Raw genomic sequence first — 22,733 nt, forward strand, 5'->3', positions numbered from 1 at the left:
CGATTTAAGGAACTAGGAGGGGTAGCTCAATAAGCCATTAAGGTTGGATGACGATATCTTGATGTTCTGTTGTGGTTAAGCAGGCGCGATTTTGTTCGATAAGTTGAGCCGCGTAAGATGGTGTCACGGCTTGAATCTCGCCTTTCGAGCGAATGGTCAGTGCTTCCCAAGCTTGATCACGATATTTGCCTGTCTGTGTGTATTCAATAAGTACTCTCATGATTCTTCCATCCGCTGTGTGGTTAACGTGCTACTAACATTAGCGCTATTATCGTCGTTACACACCTGTTAAAAATGGAACATAAGATTAACCAAATGAGAATGGTCGCAACTTGAAAATTTCGACAAATTGCACTTATCAACGCTCGAGCTTATTACTCTAAATCGCTATTCATCCGGATAGAGTGTTGAGAATGGGCAGCAGTGGTAAGTTGTACCTGCAGGAAATTGAAGCATAAAAAAACGCTGCACAAGGCAGCGTTTTTCAAAATTCATTTGGACGACAGATTAGTTGTTTTCTAAGCCAACAATCTTGCGTGCAGACATTACCGCACTGTCTAAATCGGTCAATCTACCAGCACTCGCTGGACCAAGAACGGATGAATACAAAGCCAACTGCTTCTCAAATGATAGATCTAGATGGTTATATAGATTTTGACGGATTTGAGCGTGTTGCTGTGGTTTCGCGCTCGATAGACCTTCCAACGTCTCGTAGATGAGTGTAGTTGTATCCATATCAGTCCTTAGTAACTCATTATAAAATTTTGCGTATTATGCACTTGGTGTCATCTTTGTTCTGCGAGATTGATCGCATTATGTGCAAGTCTGCTTAATTGTGTAATCAGTTAGTTATAATTGTGTTGTAGTGACAAAGGGCGTCTAAAACGCAAAAGAAAAGGAGACACTAAGGTCTCCTTTTTCTAGCTTAGATAAATTGAGCTAATGCTACCGGATGTTGATGGTGTTATCTCTTCGGTCATACATGTCCGGCGTAGTATGTAAGCCGCCAGCGTAACCCGCTGCTTCTAGAGTTTCTCTCACTTCTCGAACATGCTCTGCGGTGACAGGCTCGTCTCTATCACCTAGATGTAATCGAACGAAAGTGATCAGCTCAGCTAGCCTTTGATCCGATAAGACATCTTCAAAGCTTGCCATTGGCATGAAGTTTCTGTCTTTGTCGAGATACGTAGGTTGTAAGCCCCTGACGGTTACCGCAATGGTGTTGAATGGATCGCTGTGCATGATGATGCCATTGTTCAACAGGGTAGGAGCGATAGGTTCTCGCCCTTTACCATCGTCACCATGACAGGCACCACAGGTTTGGCGATAAGTCGTGTAGATCTCTGCAGCATATGACTCTTCATCAAATCCTTTCGGCTCTAACGGCACCGCGTCACTACTTATGGTGTTGTTGGTATCACCACTAAGTAAGTAGTACGACATTGATTCAATATCTTCTCGCGTCATCAAACTTAGGCTGTTTTTCACTACGTCAGCCATACCAGCGAAAGCCGTGCCTTTGTCTGAGTGACCTGTGTGTAGGAAGTCGGTGAGTGTTTTCTCATCCCAGCCATCGATGTACAGCTCGTTTGCGGTGATGTCAGGTGCATTCCAACCATCGATTAAGTTACCTTGGAAAATTCGCTCCGGTATCAATGCTTGGGCAATATTACGAGGCGTGTGACACTCGGAGCAGTGACCAAGCCCTGCAACCCAGTATTTACCTTGTTGCCACTTCTCGACATCATCAACCTTATCTTTGAGCTCCTCTGGTACTTGATAGTCGACCGGATCGGTATCCATGAATACGATATTCCATCCAAGCAGGCCTAGGCGAATATTCGACGGGAACATCATGCTGTTGTCGTCATTACGTCTTGGTACAGCAGTAATGGATTGCATGTACTCCCACAAATCGACCATGTCTTGATCGGTCAGATATTGATACGAGGTGTAGGGCATAGCAGGATACAAGTAGCCATTCTTGCCTTTACCCGCAACCAATGCGGCTCTGAAATCCTCGAAATCATAGGTTCCGATGCCTTCCGTGTTATGAGGCGTTATGTTGGTTGAGTAAACCGTACCGAAAGGAGTGACAAACGGCAGACCACCAGCGAAGGGTTCGCCGCCTTCTGCACTATGACAAGCGACACAGTCACCGGCATAAGCGAGATATTCTCCTCGCTCAACAGATTGAGCATCCAAGTTTGCAATTCTCTGCTGTTCAGCTTCTCCTGCATGTCGGATATAGGCGCCTAGAGCGAGTATCTCGTTTTCGGTTAGTTGGTTATCAAACGCTGGCATCAGGTTGTTTAAGCCATAGTTGATCGTATGTTGAATCTCTTCAATGCTGCCTCCGTGGAGCCATATGTCATCGGACAGGTCTGGTACACCTATTTGAGGGTTGGCAACGGAGCCGTCGGCATGACAAGAAGAACAGTATTTAGTGAACAAGGTTTTGCCGAGTTCGACCTTGACCTCAGGTACATCAGTGTGGCGTTGATTCAATGACGCTAGGTAGTAGGAGACTTTTGCCACTTCATCTGGACGCATGATTTCACTCCAACCCGGCATCGCGCCGTTTCGCCCTTTGGCAATTGAATGAATAAGGGCCTCATCGCTGCCACCATATAACCATTCTTGGTCGATCAAGTTAGGGAAGTGCTTTTGCCCTTGAGCGTTGTCTCGGTGACAAGCAGCACAATGGGTTTGGAATAAGATCTGACCGCTTTTTACGATCTCAGGTACCTCTGCTAACCCAGCTAAAGTGGTTTCACTTGTTAGGGCAAACTGCTCATCGAGGCTTGTAGTGGGCGAACTGAGTTTATCGTCACTTTGCTGCCAATCGACTAAGCCTTCCCATTCACCAATCCCTGGGTACAACACGAGGTAGCCTGCGGAGAGCGAGAAAGCGACAGCATAACTGACAAACAGTAATTTAGGTGGCGGTGCGTCTTTTTCTTCAATGCCGTCAAAGGTGCCAACGGTGTGGTCTTCGTCGGCCTTGTGATTACTACGCCAGTACTTAACGACAACGGATACCATTAGAACAAAGAATATTATGGTTAAGAGTGCCGCCCATAAGTTCCAAAATGTGCTCATTGTGATACCTCCTGTGACGTATCTTTACCTAGGCTTTGCAGGTATCTAATTAAGGCTTCGCCTTTGGTTTTACCTCTAACCTGTAGTCTTGCATCACCAATTTCTTGGTCGGTATATGGAACACCTAGTGTACGTAATACCTCCATTTTCGCACTGATATCATCCCCAGTGAGTGTTTGTTCAAACAGCCAAGGGTAAGAAGGCATGATAGAAGTAGGCACGACTTGTCGAGGGTTGATTAGATGTATCACATGCCATTGGTCAGAGTACTTTCTTGCTAAATTGGTTAGGTCAGGACCAGTACGTTTAGAACCCCACAAGTTAGGAAACTCATAGATATCGTCTGCTTCTTGGTTTGGGCGTCCGTTACGTTTGATTTCTGGGTCAAGAGGGCGCACCATCTGCGTGTGACAGACGTGGCAGCCTTCGCTGATGTAGATATCTCGACCGGCTAGCTCGATAGCGGTTAACGGCACAGCGAGGCTGTTTTTAGCGATATCATCTCCTCGAACGATGTTTGGGACCACCCAAACTACCAGTGAGAAAGAGGCGACGACTACGGTGGTCAAAATTAGAATGACCAACGAGTGGGTAAAGTCTTTACTCATGATTTATGCCTCCCCATTTGCTGTGCGTTTAACATCAAGCTCTGCTGGCATGCGTACTGTTTTGTAAAGGTTCAGTGCCATTAAGAACAAGCCAAGTACGAATAGAGCACCACCAAAGAAGCGTAAGAATAGCCAAGGTGCTTTGAAGTCCATAGCTTGCACAAAACTGTATACGAGCTCGCCGTTGTCGTTTTGAGTGAGCCACATGTAGCCTTCACCAATACCCGCTACCCACAATGCAATCGCGTAAATAGCCACACCCGCGTGTGCGAGCCAGAAGTGCCACTTGAGCATCCTTGGTGACCAAAGTTCGGTTTTGCCCCATAACCGTGGGATGAAGTAATAGAATACGGCGATACCCGACATTGCTACCCATCCGAGAGCGCCAGAGTGGACATGACCGATAATCCACTCGGTGTTGTGTGCAACCATGTTGAACCAACGAATAGCGAGCAGTGGGCCTTCGAATGTCGCTAAGCAGTAGTAGAGAATCGCCGAAAAGAAGAATAGGAGAATGTAGTCGGACTTAAGTTTCTCTTTGTTTTGCAATAGAGTCATCGCGCTGTTAAACGCCCCCGCCCATGATGGTAACCAGAGGATCAGTGACATCACGATACCAATGTTTTGTACCCACACCGGAACGGAAGAGTAGACGAGGTGGTGAGTACCCGCCCAAGTGTAGAAGCCAACTAAGCCCCAAAAGTGAATCACGGACAATCGGTACGAGTAGATAGGGCGGTCAGCCGCTTTAGGTATGAAGTAGTAGTTCATACCGATGACGCCAGCCGTCAGCAAGAACCCTACTGCGTTGTGTCCCCACCACCATTGAACGATGGCGTCTTGAGCTCCGGCGAAGACAGAATAGGACTTCATTGCCGAAACGGGCATTGCGAGGTTGTTGACGATGAAGATCATCGCGATCACGATAATAAACGCGGCAAAGAACCAGTTTGCCACGAAGATGTGGTCGACTTTTCGTTTGGCTATCGTGCCAAAGAACAACACAGCATAAAGCACCCAAACTAGTACAATCAGTAAATCAATTGGCCACTCTAATTCTGCGTACTCTTTTGACGTGGTGTAACCCGCAGGCAGAGAGATGAGCGCCATTAGTAACACAAGTTGCCAGCCCCAAAACACCATCCATGACAAGCTCTTATTGAAGAGCTCACAATGCCCGGTTCGCTGAGCAATGTACAATGATGTCCCCATCAGGATATTGACGACAAACCCGTATATGACGCCAGAGGTGTGTAAGGGACGAAGCCTACCAAACTGAAAGTACTCCGAGTCGAAGTTTAAGATGGGCCAATACAGCTGTGCAGCGAGAATCACACCGATGATCATGCCTAAAATAGCCCAGATTAAGGAGGCGATAATAAAGTACTTCACCACCTTAATGCTGTACTGCGTTGTCACTTGTTCCATAACAAGGCTCCTTGCCTAGGATTTTTAATTGCTAATAGCGCTAGAGTCGCTCACCGAATTTGATTCGCTACCGAGGTTCGAATAGAAATAAGAAATATCGCGGATGTCTTGGTCCGAGAGCGTATCGGCTTGCTGCTGCATAAGAACCGCCAGTCCACTGGTTCTTTCTCTTGTTTGATAATCTTTTAACGATGATATGAGGTAGCCCATCTTTTGACCACGAAGGTTTGGGTAAGGGTCTTGTGTTGAAATGCCGTCATCACCATGGCAAGTCATACACACCTTGGCTTTTTGTTTACCTAATTCGAATTGTTCTTGGTTGATTTCAGCTGAAACAGGAAACATGACCAGCGTCAGTAAGAGGGGAGACAGTGCCGCCATGGGGTTAAACTTTCTCTTATTTAAACTCATTATCGATTCCCTTGATTATGAATTGAGTAAGTGACTTAAGAGAGTTAGACAATATAGGCTGATGATATTTATAACGGCTCACAGCAGTTAATTGGGCTCTTAAAATGACTTACGTTCGCTTAAAGGTTATGCAGTGTCACGGAATATCGCTACTAAATAACCCATCTTTCTTGTCAATTTTATCAGTCACTACGTATTCACACGGGGAATTGGATTACTGAGGGCGTAAAAGAGCTCGTTTTATTTCAAAGACTCTGTTGATTGTCGAAATAAGGTTTGATCGGGTATGAGTGAATGTTTTAGGAAAATTAAGCTATGGTTAGGCGAGTCATACGAACAATTTGAACTAGACTCAATTTAGTGACCTTTTTAAATGGAGTTTAAAATGAGATCTACTCTTCTTGTCTTCCTTTTATCGTATTCGCTGTCTGTGCTTGCATCTTCGAATTTATCCGTTTTCGAGCATACGGGTAAAAAGCATGAATTGAGTCGAGAGCAACTACTGCAGTTACCTCAAACTGAAATCACAACAGCGCTTCCATGGAGTGAAGGTGAATCTGTATATGGTGGCGTTACTCTGCAGGTCGTTTTAGAAGGTTTGGAGTTATCGATGCCACCTCTGGTTACTATTGTGGCTCTAAACGATTATAAAGTGGCGATACCAAAAGAAGATTTTTGTGACCATCAGCCGATTATTGCGGTTAAGCGAAATGGTCAGTTTATGCCGGTGAGAGAGAAGGGGCCGTACTGGCTGATCTATCCCTTGTCGTCTAAGCCTGAAATCAACAATACCGATTTCCACGCAAAAATGATCTGGCAGATACGAGATATTCGTTTGTAGAGGGCTATCATGAAAAAACTGTTTCCCTTGTCTACCATCAAGATCGCCGTTTTGGCATTGGCTGTGGTGGTGCTTAGTGTGAATATCTACAGTGTTACGCGTATTAACGATATCAATAAGAGTTTTTCGAGCCGACAAAACGAAGCAACGTGGTTTGTTTTTCAATTGGTAAAGGAATATGCGAATTTCATGATGGTGAGCCGTTTAGGCAACCTCAATTATGATGAATTGCGGTTAGCCTATGATATTACCTGGAGTCGTTTTGATATTTTACTAAACAGCAATGAGTCTTCTAACTTCATTAAAGCTGCGAACTTCAAGCCTTATTTCTCTTCAGAGTTTGAAAAGTTTAAATCGTTAGAGTCTTCAATAAAACTCGTTCAGGAGGGGGAGTTGTCGAGGGAATCACTGCAGAAAAAAATCGCTATTTGTTATGACACGCTGGTGGACTTTATTAATGAAAAATTTCGACTGCAAAGTCCTGTGATTGAAGAGAATACCTCATTAGTCGAAAGGCTGGTAAAAATTCACATGTTTAGTAGTGTGCTTCTCGCATTAGTTCTGATCGCGACTGGCATAATTTTTTACGCTGATTTTTCAGCTAAAAGAAGGCTTTACACTACAGACTTCATCACAGGATTCCAAAATCGTGTTTCCTTGATGAAATTTATTAAACACAATTATCCCAAAGAGAGTAATTTTGATCTCTATTTTGTTCGCATAAGAAACTTGAGTGAAATTAACCAGAAATATGGCCTTGAATATGGTGATTTGGTAGTGAGCTCAGCTGCTAAATCTTTGTCGGCCAAGATTCCAGAGAGTACGGTTTCATTTCGTAGCAGTGGCAGCCAGTTTTTATTCTTTATACCCGAGCACCTCTACGCGAGCAATGAGATACAAGAACAATTTAAAGACGTTCTGAGTGACTATATTTCAGCTGGTAACTTAGAATTGATGATTGATGCTGTTGTGAGGCACAAGAAGAATATCAGCTCCAAAGATATGATGGAACTATTAACCAATATGTAACGTCACAGTGAGGGTCATAGCTTAGCTTTTATTCGCCTTTTATTAATCCCGTAGAGTCACTTTCGGCTTTCCTTACGGTACGAAGTATATATCAGAGAGCTTTGATTCTTTATATGTCCTCGTGGTCAAAAACGTCTTCCCAAGCCCCCAGAAGCTATTGAATACAACATCCCCCTAGATTTAGGAAGAAGGCTCGAGATAAAGCTAGATTGTTTGTTAGCGTTGGTAGGCGACAGCACTGCTGTTAATGCAAAAGCGCTTTCTCTCTTTCGCTTTTTATTGGTTGCTTTTCTGGCACAGTGCCACGATATGATTTTCCTTGATACCGTCTAGTACCGAACATTGATTTAGCAAGGTTTTTGGGTTGTGAGTACGAATGAATTCAATAAAATCAAGATAACTGAGTGGTTGGCTAAATAGGTAGCCTTGTAACAAGTCACAGTTGGCTTCGCGTAAATATTGGTACTGTTCGACATTCTCAACACCTTCACCCACAACTAAGGTTCCACAGGAATGCCCCAAGTTCACCATTGATTCGACCATTTTACGGTCAGCTTTATCGTCGACGATACGATCGACAAAACTCTTGTCAATTTTAAGTTCGTCGACAGGGTAATGAAGCAACTGGTTGAAGGCAGTGTATCCGGTGCCAAAATCATCGAGTGACACTTTCAACCCTAGGCTTCGGATGCTTTCGATCGTTTGCACGGTTAGTTTGGTCGTTTTCACATAACTGGTCTCAGTGATTTCAATAATGATACTACTAGCGGGTACTTTATAGCGCTCAATTACTTTGCGAATGTTGTCTGTGAAATTGCGGTTATAGAGCTCCATTGCCGAGATATTGATCGATATTGTGCCATTGTATTTGTGAAGCTCTGTAAGCTCCTTGAAACTTCTTATCGCTGTACTGATAACCCACATATCGATTTTCGATATTAAATTGCTTCTTTCTGCGACGGTTATAAATTCGTCTGGTCCAGCTTTAATGTCGGTAAGAGCAGGGCAACGGATAAGACACTCAGCTCCATCGATCTTTAGTGTTTTAGCATTAAAGATGGGCATGAACTTCAGCTCAAAATTATCGCTCTCACAGCACTCTAAAAGTCTCTTCTCAATGATGTCTTGTCTTTCTAGGGTATGGAGAAGCTCCTCGGCGTAAACAATTCGGCTCTCTCCGTCACTGTGAGCTTTGGCATTGAACAACATCTCATCGATACATCGGTGCCAGATCTTCTCGAATTTTGGGGTTTCTAGCGGGAGCACGCCCGTAGCCATGTTTAAACGAAACCCATAATAATCTACAAAGTTAGTGCCAGTTAGCGCGTTATTAATGTTTTCTATTTCTTCATTGATCGATTGGTCATCACCTATCTCTAAAATTGCGATGAATTGATTTCCACCGAGCCTTGCTAATGAGTAATCACAGCAACTAAAACCGAAAGAGGCTTGTTGGTTTTGTAATGTATCTCTGAGCGCTTTTGCTAAGCTAACAAGTACGCTATCACCGATTTTTGCGCCGTATAGATCATTAATTTTTCGAAATTCCATGACGTCCCAGCATACTAGGTAGCAGTTTGAATTAATTGAACTTTTTATGCAGATGTCAAGGTGTCGAATAAAAGTGCTACGGTTAGCTAACTTTGTCAGCTGGTCGAATTCAGCTTCGAACTTTAGCTCAGTTAATGAGTCGATATATGCGTTCTTTAACCAGTCAATCTCGCTTTGTCCTGAAGAACGTTTGAAGTATCTGAGCTTGAGTCCACCAACCGATATTTCGTGAAGAAGGTCTCTAAGAGGTCGTACCAGATGGTAGCGCACCACCAAATGAACGATAAACATGATTAAGAATAAAATCGCTGTGTACCCTAGGAATGTCTGCTGAGCAATTATGGTTTTTTCCAAGTTGAATTTTTGTTCTCGAATGTTGACTTGTGCGAGGAAATGACGACTGTTCATTTGGACGTTTATGTTGTCTTTGTCTTGCTCAATTGACTTGATAATAAACTGAGTTTTTTCAATCTGTTCTACTTCATCTGCTGGCTCGATTAAGAGTTGCATGTTGTCGTCTTCATTGTAAGCAACGAGCAAGTTTGAAAGCTGCATCAATGGACCGTCTGCAATTAGCATATATCGGTTTAAGCTTTTGTTAGCTCGTTTGTCCTGAGGTGCTAAGTAAGGATCGATAGCGGCAACAAAGGCATATCTGAGTTCGCCATTCTCGGCAACATATGAAAAACCCTCTTGGGATAGTTCCATTTGCTTGATTAATGAAGTGTATATATCGAAAACTCGCTCGTAGATACTGTCCGGTATCTTTAGGTCTTCAAAAGGGTCAATGCGCAGCGTTGAGAGCGTCAGTTTAAAGTTGGGGTCGATGACATATATATTGCGTTGACCGAACTGATTAACATCGCTCTGATTTAGCACTCGCAATACTCGCTTTTCTAAAAGAGACAGGGTTGTATAGTCAGTAGGGTTTTGAATGTAACGTAAGAACTGAAGCGATGAACTGATATCTTTGACGAGTAAAGATAACCCCAACTGCTCATATTCTGCAGCGACTAGCGCTGTATTAACATCAGACTGAATTTCGTCTAAGTACATGTGTTTGTTGTGGTTTGAGGCGAAGTTATAGGTAATGAATCCTGTGACTGTGAATAGGAGCAGCAGTGCTGGGATAACTACAAAATACAGTTTCTTCAATACAGGCATTTGTTATCTCAAACTATCAACTATACGATTACGAATTTGAAGGCTATTTGGCTCAAGGGATTGATACAGATAACTGCGCTCTAACACTTCTTGGCTAGGGAATAGCTCAGGGTCGTTCTGATACTCTTGAGAGGTTAGGGCTTTAGCTTTCGAACTAGGCGTAGCGAACCAAGAGTCCATTGCGTTTTGAGCTGCAATTTCAGGCTGTGACAAGAAGGACAGTATCGTTGAGGCTTGTTGTGATAGCTCTCCGTTATTTATCGCTGCAATGCACTCTAGCCAAAGGGTAGTACCTTCCTCAGGTACGATATAGGCCCATGATGCTTCGGGGTCGACCTCATTCAATATGTAGCTGTCTCCAGAATAGCCATAAGCTAAGTCTATATTGGCAAGTCTTTCTGGTTGGTGGATATATTCGACGACGTATTCATTACTTTCAAGGTGGGGCTTTTGAGCTTGCAAGGTTTGGTAGGCTACTCTTAGCTCCTGTTCATTGTTGGTAAAGGGTTCGAATTGGTTGAGTAGAAGTGCAACACTCACTAGATCTGTTGGCTCGTAATACATACTAATTCGGCCACTGTTTTCAGTTTCAGGGTCCAATATGGCTTTCCATGAATTAGGAATTACAACTTTGTCCCTCCGGTACAATATGCCTGATGTTCCCCAAGCATAAGGGATGCCATAGTCACCGCATCCACCAACCCATCGAGAGTCAAAATTGTTTGCGAGAGATTGCTGTATGTCACTGAGGTTATGAAACAGGTTCTGCTCAGCGAACGCTTTTAGCTTCATACTCTCTATCACAACCAGTTCAAAGGCACCGCGGCGTTCGCTCAATAGGACTTCATCACGAATTGACTCGTCTGAAAAGTATTGCTGTTTTAACGCAATGCCATAGGTATCATTCAATTGTTCAATGACGCTCTTGGATAAAAATTCATCCCAATTGTAGAGATAAATTTCATATTGTTGACCAAATACTAACCCAGGCGAAAAGGATGCGGACACGAGAACTGAAATATAAAATGCCTTCACTGACGGATTCCTTTCTCTTCTTTGTTTAACTAGATCCTAGCGCAAAATTTGAGACCTGCTTCAAATTTACGCCTCTAATTTTAGTTCAACATCATGCTGCGCACGCAAATGCCTAGGTTTTGCTTTAAGTAAAACCATCAGTATGGTGTTAGTTAGCACTGTCTCAGTAGCAAGGTTTGCAATATGGAACGGCGGTGAGAAGCAATAAAACCAAGCCCTGAAAAAGAAGGAGACGCTCGTGAGCAAACTGAGAGGGTCTATTTCTATAATTTGTTCTGTGGTTTGATAAATCATTGTTTATTATTGGCTTATTTTATCGGTCACTCCTTGAGAAATTTTGACTAATGACTTGTGGCACAAGGAGTTTGTGCTTATTGTGGTCGAACGTTGTCATTCATTTCATTCGTCGGAGACATTGTGGAGCTAGAAATATATCAAGTGGATGCGTTCACTACCCAAGCTTTCAAAGGCAACCCCGCAGGTGTTTGTATTTCTCAAGAGTTATTAGATGAGTCGCTGATGTTATCTATTGCAGAAGAGATGGCGGTACCTGAAACGGCTTTCCTTGCGCTGGATACTATGACGTTAAAGTGGTTCACGCCAGAAGTGGAAGTAAAGTTGTGTGGCCACGGTACTTTGGCTACGGTGCATGTGATGAAAGAGCAGGGGTTAGCCAAGGTTGGCGACAACGTCGTTTTTAATACTTTGTCTGGAGAGTTGACTGCCACAGTTTGTGAGTCAACTATCGAGCTAGATTTCCCGGGCACTCAGTTTTTGAGTGCAGAGCCTAATTTAGTTCTTTTAGAGCATTTAGGTATAGCGCAGGGACAAGTAGTGTCATTCTTGGAATTTGATACTAAGCAGTTTATCGAGGTGACTAATGAGCAAGTGCTCTTGGGGCTCTCACCGAATTTTGATGCTTTAAAAACGATGGCAGGCAGAGGTGTGTTAGTGACTAGCCAATCATCAAGCGTAGACCTTGATTTTGTTTCTCGTTATTTTGCCCCTTGGGTCGGGAACAACGAGGATCCTGTTACTGGCTCGGCACATTGCGCTTTAACACAATATTGGGCTGATAAACTCAACAAATCGTGTTTTCGTGCATACCAAGCTTCTCGCCGTGGGGGCTATGTGTCGACAGAGCTACTAGCGAATGGTCGAATAAAGTTAGTGGGTTCAGCTAAAACAGTGATTAGCGGTCAGCTAAACATTTAGTGGACTTGTTGTTAGGAAAGGTGGGTCTAGGCTGTTGATGTGAATTGCGGTTTCACGTTTAGAGGTTAAGTCGAACCCGTTTAACCAAATAGTGTAAAAGGAATCACAGTGTCAGCTTTCTATTTGTCTCAAGTTTTGGTCGCCATTGCGATTTGCTTTGATCTTATGTCTTTCCAATTTAAGGAGAGGAAGAAGATCGTAACCTGTCTATTTTTCGCAGGTGTACTGATTTCAAGTCACTTTATCCTGCTAGAACAGTGGACAGCAGCATGCTTGATGATTATTGCCACTATTCGTTATTTAACGAGTGTGTTTTCCACATCACCTAAGTTCAAATATTTGTTTTGTTCACTGTCTGTGGTTGCGACAGCCTTCACTTTCTCAGGGTTAACCAGCGTATTGAGTTGCTTTGCTTCTGTGTTTCAGAGCTTTGCTGCGTTTAATAAGGATGACCGTAGACTTCGAGAGCTGATGATCATCGGCACCAGTTTTTGGCTTGTTCATAATTACTTAGTTGGCTCTCCAACAGCGGTTGCTATGGAAGCCTTATTTATTGGCAGTAACTTTCTTGGTTACTATCGTTTTTACTTCAGGAAGAATGTCGTGGCCTAGTGTGCGCACTACCAATTATCGCAAGGTTTTAGTAAAAATTAGGAGAGCCTATGTCAAATATCTACGCAGATATTCCTTCGTCGATACCTAATGAAATATTCAATGACTTGATAGCGAATGACAACATTCGGATAGAGAGGATACTTTCACATGGACACAGTTCTCCTGAGGAGGGGGGGGGACGATCAAGAGGAGCATGAATGGGTTCTGGTGCTCGAGGGGCAAGGCCTGATCGAATTTGCTGATGGTCGCATTGTTACTTTGTCTAAAGGGGACTACCTCAATATTCCCGCCGGTGAAAAACACAAGGTTCTGGGGACCGACAAGACTCTGTCACGATATGGCTAGCGGTGTTTTACCGTTAATTTATAGATAGAGGTAAAGTGCGTATGTGGCTAAAATTTCAGGTTTTTCACCAGAGAATGTCAGTACAGAGGCAAAACGAAGAGTGGCTACTTTATCGAGAATCGGAAACATCGATACGTGCTCGAGTCTATGACATGAGCATACCTTCTGATTTAGCAGAGGAAGAGTTAGCGCGTTATTTAGCGGATATTTATCATGAGTTTGCTTCAGAAAAGTACCCATCAGTGACACGTATCCTTTAACGGGAATAGTGAGTGTCCTAATACAGCTATGTATTAACTGATACGTGATTATATCCAATAGTTAGGATCTCAAAGCGACCAAAGGAAGAGAGTGTGGTTAGAATTCGAAATTATCAAGAAAGTGATGCTAAAGCGTTATGGAAGATCTTTTTCTACACGGTTCGCAACGTGAACATACGAGATTATTCTCAAGAACAAGTCGAGGCTTGGGCACCAAGTGGTTTTGACTTTGCGTTGTGGCAAAAGCGTATGGACGGGTTAAAACCTTTTGTCGCTGAGTTAGATGGCCATATTGTTGGCTATACTGACTTACAGCCAAGTGGCTTGGTCGACCATTTTTTTTGCCATCATGAATATCAGGGGCGAGGTGTTGGCCGAGCGTTGATGGAGCATGTGTTCACGATTGGGCAAATTCGTGGGGTATCAAGATACTTCTCAGAGGTAAGTATCACTGCGAGGCCATTTTATGAGCGTATGGGTTTTAAAGTAGTGAGTGATCAGCAAGTCGATATGCGTGGAGTAACGCTGACGAACTTCGTTATGGAAAAGGTTGTCGACAAGTAGGCTTGCGTTAAGGGCGAAGATTGTGAAGAGGAACAGGCCTAAAAGGATTATTAAACCTTTTTAAGGGTAAATTTTGCTGATCTACTGATATTGTCGATGAGTTCAAATTGTGTGCTAGCCAATTTGTCTAATCTTAAAGATTGAATGAATACAAGGAGTGTTGTTCATGAGTCATGTGAGTAGATTAAAAATATACACATTAGTGTCGATGTTTTCTTTTGCAATCGGAGTGTTAGCTCTGCAAGCTGGGGTCTCTGGGTTGTTTCCGCTCTTCGTCGTGGTTATTTCATTCTTTTCTTTTGTCATCAATTCATTCCTTTGTTTATTCGGCCATAAATATGAGAATGCCAAAGAATAAATCTCGAAAATGATTGTCAAAAATTTCCTCTAAGTCTCAATTGTGTGACAGATGTTGATGATGTTTTTACAAATGCCCTAAGATTTCCTCTTTAATTTCAATGTACTATTCGGTTCGATTGAAAAGAGTGAGGGTAGTACGTGGGAATCGAAGCTTTAGCATTTGTTATGGATGCGCTAGTCACGGCATGTTGTATGTACATTGCATCTAAAATGTCGTTTGTGGTGGCGGATTTTAAGTCTCTTCTAACGATAGCGATTATCGTATCTTTAGTTTCTCTGATACCGACAGTGGGGTGGGTTCTGGGGCTTATACTTTTCGTATTTCTACTTGGGAAGGCAACGCATTCGAGTATTGGTGATTGTATTTGGGTGGTGGTGTTTACCAAAGTTGTGTCGATGGCCGCGTTTCTGATATTCGGCCGACTGTTCGTATAACCTAATATTCACTTAATATCTAAAGTAGTAAGCCAAAATCTATTGTTCGAATAGGAAAGAGGCATGACATTGTCACACCTCCTAATATCTTGTACGTCCATTGGTTGTCTATTACTTGGGTAATAGTACAGCGTCAATGACATGTATCACACCGTTGCTCGCTTTTACGTCTGCCGTTACGACATGAGCTTTGTTGATCATTACAACATCATGGTCAGTGCTAATTGTGACTGACTCCCCCTGTACTGTGACTGCGCTGTCTAGTTTTACCACATCTTCAGCCATTACTTTTCCTGGCACTACATGGTAGGTGAGTACTGCGACCAGTTTATCTTTATTTTCCGGCTTTAATAACATGTCTACTGTACCATCCGGTAGAGCGGCAAACGCTTTATCTGTTGGTGCAAAAACAGTAAAAGGGCCTTCTCCTTTCAGTGTGTCCACCAATCCTGCCGCTTTTACTGCCGCCACTAACGTTGTGAAAGAGCCGTTTTCTACTGCCACGTCCACGATGTCTTTTTTCATACCATGATGGTCAGCATGGACAGCCGTTGATAAAAGAAGTGACGCGGCGAACAGCGACAGGCTTTTATATAAGTTCTTAAACATATTGGGTTCCTTTCAGTTTTTCCTTTATTTCCGAGGCTTGTTACGAAAGCCCAAGCACGATAGATCATATCTTCGTCGCGCTGGAGACGTTGTCGTATCCCGAAAACTCAACAAAGTGGGAATGTATAAAGGTTAAATACTTGTTGTAATTCCAATTTTGTACATATATTTAATGGGTAATTATTCAACTAGTGGATGTGAATATGAGATCTGTTTTACCCGTAGTACTTTCCGCGGCTATTTCTATGCCAGCGTACAGTGGATTAGCTCCTAGTGAGGGTTTTAGTGGTAACTTTAGTGTCTTGGCTGGTTTCTATTCTGACAGCAGTAATTTGAGTACCGAACAAGACTCAAATCAAGCAACCAATACCATTGAAGGTGACGGTGAGAATCAAGGTTTGCTTGGTTTTCTCGGAACCGTTAAATACACCTTTGGTGAATCCCTTACTCACCAAGTTTATGCCGGTACCACCCGAGAAGATATTGCAACCGGTACCATCGCCTTTGAGATTGGTTATCGACATCAACTCTCTGGCGGCACCATATTAGATGTTTCCGTGTTACCAACGCTTATCTCTGGTAAAGCTTGGTCTGATCCTTACGCCGTTGGTGTCAATCGAAACGAAACCGATGTGAAAGGTAATGTAGGACGACTACAACTGACCAACATTGGTGGGACGGCCTTCCAAACAGATTTCGCGATTGGTGAATCTGATGTGGATGATGAATTATCAGGCACTTTAGGTACCCAATCCATATCGCCAGTAAAGGCAGCGCTGTTAGATAGGGAAAGAAGCTATGTGTATGCCAAAGCCGGATATCGATTCATACTGCCAAATCAAGCCGGTTTGTTAGTGCCTTCTATGGTGTATTTTCATGCGGATGCGGAAGGAGATGCGCTAAGTTTTGACAGTTACGGGATTGAATTGAATTACGCAAAGAGACTCGGTCGTCACGGCTTTGTTGTAACGTTAGATGCGAACGATCGTCAGTACGATGAAGCCAATCCAATTTATGGAAAAACTCGTGAAGAGAACGAGTACGGTGCATTCTTAGCGTATGAGTTTGGTGGGTTGATGGGGTATGAAGATTGGTCGTTTATTTCATTACTTGGCTATAGAACGATCGACTCGAATATCGATTTCTATAATTCTGAGCAGGTATTAGCGAGCGTCGGTATCGACTATAAGTTCTAAGGGTTAGATATTCCAAGGCGTTGTATAACGTTCTGATTTTGTTATCTGTTTAAATATTCGAGCACTTATAATCTTTAAGGTTGTAGGTGCTCGTTGCTATCCGTAGTATGGAAGTCGTTCAGTTAAAAAGATCAGATAGTAAGGAAGCGCTTTGGAAATAAAAATTAGACATTTAGAAGCAACGGATAGCCAAGATTTATTCGATATTTATCGCCGTCCTTCGATTTCAGCAAACACGTCACAAAAACCATACCTAAGTTCAGATCAAGTGGATCGGTTATTTGGTCATTCGGACCATTTTACTCTAGTCGCTGAATCGGCCGAGAAAGTCGTAGGCCACATCACTTTGTTTATGACAACTAAGGTAAGGGATCGACACTGCGCAGGGCTTGCTATTGCCATTCATCCGGATGTTCACGGAAAAGGGGTTGGTAAAGCCTTGATGCAAGAAGCCATCAATCAAGCGGATAATTGGCTAAACCTAATTCGCCTAGAGTTAGAGGTTCATGCCGATAACCACGCTGCGATTGCTTTGTACGAACGCGCTGGCTTTCAGTTAGAGGGGACTAAGCGATTGAGTACCTTCAAAAATGGCAAGTATATTGATATGTTGCTGATGTCGAGAATAAAGCCTGAATATCTAGCATCTTGAACTCGCCTTAGGTGATTGAATTTATAATCTGAATAAGAATTAAATTACCGCTGTAAAGCCATAAAGCCCTCAAACTGCAGAAGTTTGAGGGCTTTGTGATTTTGTTATGAGTTGAGGTGTGTTGACTAACTAGCACGAGCACTGTTTTTTGGTAACAAGCACTTATGGATTATCAATACCGAAGCCATTACGAAGCGCAAACTGGATTAGCTCCGTATGGTTATCGAGTTCGCGGATATCTAACATTCGATATTTGTGTGACTCGATAGTTCTTGGGCTTAAAAACAGAATGTCGGCACATTACTTAGCGGTGTAACCTTGCGCCAGTTGCCAAGATAAAATCCCAGTAGCGTATGGTTTACGCTAAATGATTGAAAATAAAATACCTACAACTTTATAGGTAAACTACAGGTTAGTGTTCTTTTGGGAACATACATCAGACCTTGGAGTAGATAACTTCTGCCTGATATTTATAAATTTAATTTTGAGTAAATGGTGTTGTTATAAAAATGGCTGTTTTGGAATACAAAGTGTGTGGCATAGGTGAGTGGGTAAAAACAAGAATATCAAGCCGTTGCGCTCATTGGCTTGCCGCTGAATACGAGTTGATGGGATGGCCAATCAAAATCGACGGAGAAGTGTTTTCTACTGAGAACGCGTAGTGCAAACGCGCACCAATAGGGCGAATATGGAAACGTAGTTTCCCTGAAGTTGATACAAAAAAGCTGGCGATTGAATGCCAGCTTTTTTATTTAGAAGATCAACAAATAGGGTTTACTTGTTCACGAACGCTTTGAATTTTTGCTTGGTTTCAGCGTCGGCTTTTTCATACCAGAAGTACAGCATTTCTTCGGCCGTGTTAGACGCGTTGCCATCAATTTTTGCTGGTAGTGTTACTGGCTGAACAACTGCAGCGGCTGTAGCACCTGTCGTTAATGCGGCAATACCACCTGTACGGTTGTATTCTTTCGCTTCTTGAGGGTATTTACGGCCAATCTGCATGCCATCTTTGGTTAATTTGTCTTGCTTAACACTGATTGTATTTTGGTTCTCATCAACCAGTTTCCAATCTAGGTTCTGAAAGCCTTTTCTCGCTTCGTTAGCTTTGCGGAACTTCGGCATGTCGAACGTTACTGTTGTGTCTGTCGCGTCAAAAGTAGCAATAATTGCGTCACTATCAACAAACTCACGGTCGTTACCTTGACTAAAAGCAAGCTGATATTGGAAAACGATTTGGTTTACACCGTCTGGCACGGTGATCGTTTTGCTTGAAGAGAAAAAACCACCCTCAAAATCAGGTTTAGCCTCATTAACCGCTAAGACTTCAACTAGAGCATCTGCGCTAGAAGGAACTTCAATTTTTACATCAGCTAACACTTGTGGTGCTGCGATAATTGTGGAAAGCAGTGCAATGGATTGTAATGTTTTCATAATCATACAGTTATTGGTGTGAGATATTTTACAATCTCACGCAAAACGAAGTTTTTCAAGTTGCCTTCTCTCCATTTGGTAAAATTCACCGAAACTTAACTTAAACCTAATTGCTGAGTATATCACCTGTGCATTTTTTGCTCACATAAGGATGGTGTGGCCCCTGGTGCTCACTTATGCTGGGGCCTGAAATGGGAGTAAAAACTTCTCAAAGTTAACTTTTTGTACTGGTGAGGTGTTTGCTTGTTAAACTATAACTTCCCATAAAGTAAGAGATCCAATCATCAATAGGCAATGGTCGAGCAAAGAAATAGCCTTGCGCATATTTACAACCTATCTGACGTAACGTTTTTACATGGCTTTGTGTTTCAAGTCCTTCTGCTATGACTGAAAAATCAAGTATCTGCGCAAGTTTTAATACTGCACATGTGATCTCGTAATCGACCTTGGATGAGTTGATGTCTTCGATAAAACTACGGTCTAACTTAACGCAGTCAGCGGAGAGGTTTTTTAGTACCGAAAGAGATGAATATCCGGTACCAAAATCATCTATTGCGATCTTATAACCTTTGGAATGAAGCACTTCTATGGTTCTCGAACAGGTTTCGAAGTCTCGCATCATATCTCTTTCTGTTATCTCAAGTAGCAACTGATGCGGTTTACAGTCGGTTTCATCGAGTATGACTTGAAGTTGTTCCGCAAGGTCGGTCATGTAAAACATTCGTGCAGAGAAGTTGATAGAGAAAGTCACCCTTTCTAAATTGATTCCAGAGCGCTGCCATTCAGTAATCAGGTTCGCCACTTTCTTAAATACCCATTTATCGATGTCGATAATCAGGTCACTCTTTTCGGCCACTTCCAAAAAAGCCACTGGTGGAAGTAGACCGAGCTTCGGGTGTTGCCAACGAACAAGTGCTTCAGCCCCAATGATCTCTTGCGAATCTAAATCGACTTTTGGTTGGAAAAATACTTCTAATTCATCGTTAGCAACCGCTTGATGCAGACCCATGTTAGTTTCGATGAGATCATTCACTTCGTGGGTCATCTTATCGGCATAAACGCGGTACTGGTCTCTGCCATTACGCTTAGCATGATACATGGCGGTGTCGGCGTTTCGAACTAAAGTTTCACCGTTAGCGCCATGAGTGGGGTATTCACATACGCCGATACTGGCTGCAACAAATATTGAGTTGTCTTCGGTATAGTAAGGCTTACGAAGTGACTGGTTTAAACGCTCTGCCAGCTGTTCGCCTTCACTTAAGCTGATGTTAGAGAACACGACCATAAACTCGTCACCGCCCATTCGTGCAACAAAGCCGTTATGGCCAACTAGGGTGGTTAGGATATTAGATACATTGATAAGTAGGTTGTCACCTTGTCCATGACCGAGAGAGTCATTAATCGTTTTAAACTCGTCGATATCTAAATAAAAGAGCAAGAAACAGGTATCCTGTTCACGTGAACGTTTGATCTCTTCATCCAGCTTTTTTGTGGCTAACAGCCGGTTCGCTAACCCTGTTAATGGGTCGTGGTGGGCGAGAAAGTCGAAGTTCTTTTTCTCTTCAGTCAGTTCTAGATAAGCTTCAGACAACCTTCCTGCCATGTCATTGTAGGCTTTCTCCAAATGAGACCACTCATCGCTTCTGCCAAGTGCGATAGGTTCTCTTAAGCTACCAGATTCTAAGCGGTCAAAACCGTGCTTGAGTGCATTCAGTGGTTTTTGAATGTGATTCCTTACCACATAGTTAAGCAGTAGTAGAGATAAGATAACGGCAGAGAAACTGATCATAATGGCGTTAAGTCGTGATTCTCCGATCTCTTCTTCCAGTTGAGCGGTAAGCACCAATGCTTGATTTTGAACGCGTGATTCCGTGTTCTCAACCATTTCGAGCAAGTCGCTTTGCGCATCTAAAAGCGAAGCCATCACTAGCCAGCGTTGCTCAAGGTTGGCACGAATTCGTTTCAGCGCCGCGTTATAGCGTTTAACTGTTTTCTGAATGAGTTTCTTCTGTTCAATGACTGCTGCTGTCTCAATATCAACGTTTTCTAAGTGCAGTAAGAATATGTCGAGCTCTTTTTCGACTTTAATCAAAAGCACTTTTTCTGTTTCTGGCGTAATGCGGCTATGAATATCACCGACCATTTTCCCTGAAGTAAGAAAGGATTCTCTCAACATGTTCATGAGATCGAGTTCGTTGTTATAACGAATAAAGTCATGTTGGTTGAGGTGCTTCAGTTTGCTGTCGGCAATCGCAAACTCCAGTTGGTTCAATTGTGCTGCTAAGGTGGCATCTATTTGATTGGTTTGCTTGAGTATTCGATTGAGTGCAAGTGAGCTACCCAAGAAACGATGGAAGTTATCAATGAACGCGTCGATCTTTTGCGAAAAACCTTCGTTGGTCGATAAATCTCTGAGCTTTTGAAGTTGGTAGTCAACGTTAAATGCTTCTTCTGACAAGGTGTTTTCACTGAACAAAAAGGTCTGTTCAAGTAATTTCACTCGAGAGGTAAGCGTGAAAACTCGGCGGCTGATCTCTGAGTTCACAATCAATTCAGATACATGTGTTGAGGTTTCGTTTTTAAGTGTCGACTCGACATAATATAAAGAGCGAATCACCATGATTACTGCAAGGCTTACGATAAGTAGCGAAATGAAGTTGGAGATGATGAAGCGCTGGGTAATGTTTATTTGATTCAGTTTCATTGCGGCTTCCAAATATTCAGATATGCTTCACGGTAGCCATTTTTAGGGTCATAAATGCCAGTCGCTTCGTTGTTAATCAGCTCTGCGACGTTGTTTGGAGTTACGAGGTGAACCGGTGCAGAATAACCACTCGGTGGCATGCTATTGAATGCTCTGTTGAGTTCGTCAACGATTTGCCAACCTTGCAGGTATAAAGGCTCTGGAACAGTCGCTGATTGGAACTGATCTTTGTTGATTCGCTTGTAGGCGGCTTTGCTACCATCTCCCGCTGAAATGTTGTTTGGGATCAGTTTATTTTCTTCTAGGTTAGATTCTAAAGAGGGGATAGCATAGTCGATGTACAGATCGTTTATCGCCAAAATATGAGTGATATTGTCGCCGTGTTTTTTTTCTAGCATCTTCAAGGTAGCAGGCATTTTTTGGTCGATTTGGTCGAGTGGAAGGTAGATAAGTTCCAGAACATCACATTTACGACACTGCTTGATGGTGTCGACCATAGCGTTAGCCTTAATCATCGCAATTTCGTAGTTTGGATCTGTGAATACCACTATTTTTGCTTGTTCATCTGAGTCAACAATCGCAAGCAGCGCAGCAACTTCAGCGACATCTAATGGATCGGTCGTGATATTCGTGAAGAGACCAATATCAGGGTTTCCACCTGCGAGCTCCGTGGCGTGCCAGCCAATGATAGTAATTCCCAAATCTTGAGCTTGTTTTAAGATCTTCTGGTGTCGGACAGCATCAATTCCACCAAGCACGATAGCATCTGGCTGAAAACCTATCGCTTTTCTAATGGCTGCCCCTTGGCGTACTTCAGAGCCAAGACCGTCGATAAAACGCAGGTGCCAATCAATGTTGGACATCGCTTCCGATAAACCTTTTCCTACACCATAGACACCCCCGTTGCGCAGATCTGACGCAACAAAAATAATGTTCTTTTCATGGCGTACGGCAGGACCTTCCGTTGGGCCTCCCCATATGACTTGATTTGATACGGCACGTGTGACTTTGTTTTCGGCGTATTTGAAAAATACGTCCTCTGGATACTCTGCAAAACTCGTTGAGCTGCAATTGATAGCAAGCAATAAACTCGCAAAGTGAAATGTTCTATTCATCAGCTCTATAAAAGTCTTTAAATTATTACCTCTCTATATTTATAATATTGTTAATAAACATTC

At 42.9% G+C, this 22,733-nt stretch carries 21 protein-coding genes and 3 pseudogenes; 11 read left to right on the forward strand and 13 right to left on the reverse strand.

The window, feature by feature from the left end:
- Positions 1–37 precede the first annotated feature (37 nt).
- The 6 genes from BTO10_RS01855 to BTO10_RS01880 form a co-directional block, all read right to left on the reverse strand.
- A complete protein-coding gene (locus BTO10_RS01855) occupies positions 38–220 on the reverse strand; it encodes a hypothetical protein (RefSeq protein ID WP_004741177.1) in 183 nt (60 codons plus the stop codon).
- A 287-nt stretch (positions 221–507) separates the two neighbouring features.
- Positions 508–735 (reverse strand): PAS factor family protein, encoded by a 228-nt coding sequence (locus tag BTO10_RS01860; protein ID WP_105023365.1) that lies wholly within the window; start codon positions 733–735, stop codon positions 508–510.
- A 210-nt stretch (positions 736–945) separates the two neighbouring features.
- On the reverse strand, positions 946–3,102 hold the full coding sequence (locus tag BTO10_RS01865; RefSeq protein WP_105023366.1) for a cytochrome c: 2,157 nt from the start codon (positions 3,100–3,102) through the stop codon (positions 946–948).
- The gene (locus tag BTO10_RS01870) at positions 3,099–3,713 is read right to left on the reverse strand and encodes a cbb3-type cytochrome c oxidase subunit II (protein ID WP_181143960.1); all 615 of its coding nucleotides are present in this window, start codon (positions 3,711–3,713) and stop codon (positions 3,099–3,101) included. The genes BTO10_RS01865 and BTO10_RS01870 overlap by 4 nt, the downstream gene beginning before the upstream one ends.
- Positions 3,714–5,138, reverse strand: coding sequence for a cytochrome-c oxidase, cbb3-type subunit I (gene ccoN, locus BTO10_RS01875; RefSeq protein ID WP_004741181.1), 1,425 nt, complete (start codon positions 5,136–5,138; stop codon positions 3,714–3,716).
- A 24-nt stretch (positions 5,139–5,162) separates the two neighbouring features.
- Positions 5,163–5,549 carry a c-type cytochrome gene (locus BTO10_RS01880; protein WP_032554341.1) on the reverse strand — a complete coding sequence of 129 codons (387 nt, stop codon included), beginning with the start codon at positions 5,547–5,549 and terminating at the stop codon, positions 5,163–5,165.
- A 373-nt stretch (positions 5,550–5,922) separates the two neighbouring features.
- Between BTO10_RS01880 and BTO10_RS01885 the strand changes: the two genes are divergently transcribed.
- Positions 5,923–6,390, forward strand: coding sequence for a hypothetical protein (locus BTO10_RS01885; RefSeq protein ID WP_374955513.1), 468 nt, complete (start codon positions 5,923–5,925; stop codon positions 6,388–6,390).
- Positions 6,391–6,399: 9 nt separating this feature from the next.
- The gene (locus BTO10_RS01890; protein ID WP_105023367.1) at positions 6,400–7,419 is read left to right on the forward strand and encodes a diguanylate cyclase domain-containing protein; all 1,020 of its coding nucleotides are present in this window, start codon (positions 6,400–6,402) and stop codon (positions 7,417–7,419) included.
- Between the two features lie 276 nt (positions 7,420–7,695).
- Here BTO10_RS01890 and BTO10_RS01895 read toward each other — a convergent pair whose 3' ends face one another.
- Entirely contained in the window at positions 7,696–10,134 is a 2,439-nt protein-coding gene (locus BTO10_RS01895; RefSeq protein ID WP_105023368.1) for a putative bifunctional diguanylate cyclase/phosphodiesterase, read from the reverse strand.
- Positions 10,135–10,137: 3 nt separating this feature from the next.
- Positions 10,138–11,169: an ABC transporter substrate-binding protein gene (locus BTO10_RS01900; RefSeq protein WP_105023369.1), complete on the reverse strand. Its 1,032-nt coding sequence runs from the start codon at positions 11,167–11,169 to the stop codon at positions 10,138–10,140.
- 417 nt (positions 11,170–11,586) lie between these two features.
- Here BTO10_RS01900 and BTO10_RS01910 point away from each other — a divergent pair, with 417 nt between their 5' ends.
- From BTO10_RS01910 to BTO10_RS01940, 7 genes and pseudogenes are all read left to right on the forward strand, one after another.
- On the forward strand, positions 11,587–12,384 hold the full coding sequence (locus BTO10_RS01910) for a PhzF family phenazine biosynthesis protein (RefSeq protein WP_105023371.1): 798 nt from the start codon (positions 11,587–11,589) through the stop codon (positions 12,382–12,384).
- Between the two features lie 108 nt (positions 12,385–12,492).
- Positions 12,493–12,996, forward strand: a complete 504-nt coding sequence (locus tag BTO10_RS01915; protein ID WP_105023372.1) for a YgjV family protein — start codon at positions 12,493–12,495, stop codon at positions 12,994–12,996.
- A 50-nt stretch (positions 12,997–13,046) separates the two neighbouring features.
- Positions 13,047–13,361, forward strand: a pseudogene (locus BTO10_RS01920) (cupin domain-containing protein).
- Positions 13,362–13,385: 24 nt separating this feature from the next.
- Positions 13,386–13,604, forward strand: a complete 219-nt coding sequence (locus BTO10_RS01925; protein WP_105023373.1) for a DUF7661 family protein — start codon at positions 13,386–13,388, stop codon at positions 13,602–13,604.
- A gap of 93 nt (positions 13,605–13,697) precedes the next feature.
- Entirely contained in the window at positions 13,698–14,168 is a 471-nt protein-coding gene (locus tag BTO10_RS01930) for a GNAT family N-acetyltransferase (RefSeq protein WP_004740874.1), read from the forward strand.
- Between the two features lie 166 nt (positions 14,169–14,334).
- Positions 14,335–14,514: pseudogene (locus BTO10_RS23845) on the forward strand (hypothetical protein); the annotation flags it as partial.
- A gap of 152 nt (positions 14,515–14,666) precedes the next feature.
- Positions 14,667–14,963, forward strand: a complete 297-nt coding sequence (locus BTO10_RS01940; protein ID WP_004740876.1) for a hypothetical protein — start codon at positions 14,667–14,669, stop codon at positions 14,961–14,963.
- A gap of 111 nt (positions 14,964–15,074) precedes the next feature.
- Here the strand turns inward: BTO10_RS01940 and BTO10_RS01945 are convergent, their stop codons facing one another.
- Positions 15,075–15,572, reverse strand: a complete 498-nt coding sequence (locus BTO10_RS01945; RefSeq protein WP_105023374.1) for a fasciclin domain-containing protein — start codon at positions 15,570–15,572, stop codon at positions 15,075–15,077.
- Between the two features lie 203 nt (positions 15,573–15,775).
- Between BTO10_RS01945 and BTO10_RS01950 the strand changes: the two genes are divergently transcribed.
- Entirely contained in the window at positions 15,776–16,768 is a 993-nt protein-coding gene (locus BTO10_RS01950) for a DUF2860 family protein (RefSeq protein ID WP_105023375.1), read from the forward strand.
- Between the two features lie 151 nt (positions 16,769–16,919).
- Entirely contained in the window at positions 16,920–17,420 is a 501-nt protein-coding gene (locus BTO10_RS01955; protein WP_105023376.1) for a GNAT family N-acetyltransferase, read from the forward strand.
- A 162-nt stretch (positions 17,421–17,582) separates the two neighbouring features.
- Here the strand turns inward: BTO10_RS01955 and BTO10_RS23655 are convergent.
- The 4 genes and pseudogenes from BTO10_RS23655 to BTO10_RS01975 form a co-directional block, all read right to left on the reverse strand.
- Positions 17,583–17,750 (reverse strand): annotated as a pseudogene (locus tag BTO10_RS23655) (LuxR C-terminal-related transcriptional regulator); the annotation flags it as partial.
- 444 nt (positions 17,751–18,194) lie between these two features.
- Complete coding sequence (locus BTO10_RS01965; RefSeq protein ID WP_105023377.1) at positions 18,195–18,851, reverse strand: DUF2057 family protein; 657 nt, start codon at positions 18,849–18,851, stop codon at positions 18,195–18,197.
- Positions 18,852–19,065: 214 nt separating this feature from the next.
- On the reverse strand, positions 19,066–21,555 hold the full coding sequence (locus BTO10_RS01970) for an EAL domain-containing protein (RefSeq protein ID WP_105023378.1): 2,490 nt from the start codon (positions 21,553–21,555) through the stop codon (positions 19,066–19,068).
- Positions 21,552–22,670, reverse strand: a complete 1,119-nt coding sequence (locus BTO10_RS01975; RefSeq protein ID WP_105023379.1) for a substrate-binding domain-containing protein — start codon at positions 22,668–22,670, stop codon at positions 21,552–21,554. Before BTO10_RS01975 ends, BTO10_RS01970 begins: the two co-directional genes overlap by 4 nt.
- Positions 22,671–22,733 lie beyond the last annotated feature (63 nt).

The sequence above is a fragment of the Vibrio chagasii genome (assembly GCF_002954585.1).
GTDB classification, from domain to species: Bacteria; Pseudomonadota; Gammaproteobacteria; order Enterobacterales; family Vibrionaceae; genus Vibrio; species Vibrio chagasii_A.